Annotated in this window: 1 protein-coding gene; it reads right to left on the bottom strand. The window is 31.2% G+C overall.

Going from position 1 to position 1,710, the window contains the following annotated elements; genetic code table 11:
• Positions 1 to 253: 253 nt before the first annotated feature.
• The gene (locus tag Q428_RS13920; RefSeq protein WP_035381984.1) at positions 254 to 1,549 is read right to left on the bottom strand and encodes an IS30 family transposase; all 1,296 of its coding nucleotides are present in this window, start codon (positions 1,547 to 1,549) and stop codon (positions 254 to 256) included.
• Positions 1,550 to 1,710: the final 161 nt, after the last annotated feature.

Raw genomic sequence — 1,710 nt, 5'->3', positions numbered from 1 at the left:
GGTGAATTGAAAAACTAACTTCTACTTTGTAAGATTAAAATCTACCTCAGGAAATAAAATTTAACTGATATATAAAAATATATACAATAAATTGCATAATTTGGTATAATATTTATATGAAAATGGCTATTTGGTGTGATTTTTGGGTACACTGACCAGAGGTGGAAAATAACCGTTTTTTTTGCAAAGGTAAATTCTACCCCTCTAAATGTTTCTGTATTTTAAAATAGCAATGATGCCTTTTCTGTTTGATTTATTTTTTTAATAGTTCGGGTTTTAATATTATTTCATTTGGTGCAATCAAAATAGCACCAATTTTCTCTAGGATTTTATTCCCATAGAGAAGGCTGAATAATTGGTATGGTGGCTGATTGTTCAGCTTTTTTCTTGCGTAAGAATTAATATGATTCATCATAAGTGTAATATCAGCCTGAGTAAATTTATCAAGACTATGACCTTTAGGAATGACTCTCCTAATCATTTCATGATTATTCTCAGCCGCACCTTTTTGTTGTGGAGCAGAAGGATTACAATAGAATATCCTTGTCCTACGATTACCAAGTTTGTCAAATTCAATAGAAGAAGGATTTGAGAACTCACTACCATTGTCAGTAAGAATTATTGGAAAGAGTTTATTAAAGTTATCTGGGTTTAGTTCCCAATAGAGATCTTCAAATATGTTAATTACAGATTGTGATGTATTTGCATCACGAATAAAAGCCATCATAAATTCTAGCTCTCTAAAGTGTAAAGTAAGTAGTACCTTGCCGCCCTTAACCCCTTCTACAGTATCCATTTCAACAACATGTGTATCTGGATTATCATCCATATACTTAATGAAATCATCATAAGTACGTCCAATGCGACAAGACTTGTCTACTTTGAAAAAGTCGTTAGACTTTTTTCTTTTACGATAGCGTACTTTCCTAGGTAAATCAATGTTTCTGGCTGTAAATAAATTGTATGAAATGTAGTTATATATAGTCTTTTCGCTGCACATAATTGTATCTCTATTGGTAGTACAGATATGGTGAATAGATTGACCTTTAGCGATTAGCGGACTAATAAAGGAATCAAGACGTTTAACTTCATCTTCTTCAATAGCAATACCAGTTCTAGACTGTGAATATAGTGTTTTATAGGCTTCATGTGCAGTATTAGCATAGTAAAAAGCTTTCTCTAAACGACAGTTATTAAGTTGTTTACAACCATTACATACATAAGGTGGCTTCAAAAGATTAGGACAACGTTCTTCTTTGTAATCCTTGCAAACAGATATACATTTAGAGCAAAACTTACAATTACCATTTCTACAAGTTGGATTATTACAAAGATAAGAATGTTTACAGCTAGAGCGATAAACACAATTGTTAAAAGATCTTCCATAAGAACCTATTCTTCTAATTGTAATATGTCTTTTGACTTCCTTGGCTACAGTGGTACAGTGATGATCAATTTCTCTTGAGATTGCTTTAAAAGAATATGCCTCATTAAGAAACTTCTCGATGTTAATTCTATCAGATAAAGTTAAATGTTTATTATTACACATAATTACATCTCCTATCTTAAACAAGGCATCATTGGCTACTAAATCTATTTTAACTGATTTAAGATAATTATTTTGTAGAATTAAGTTCTACCCTCTAATTTTGTAAGTTTAACTTCTACCCTTCAGGTAGAAGGGGATAGAATTTACTTTTGCAATTTAGG

The organism is Fervidicella metallireducens AeB (assembly GCF_000601455.1).
In the GTDB taxonomy this organism is placed as follows: Bacteria; Bacillota; Clostridia; order Clostridiales; family Caloramatoraceae; genus Fervidicella; species Fervidicella metallireducens.
This window is presented reverse-complemented; position numbering and strand designations above follow the sequence as displayed.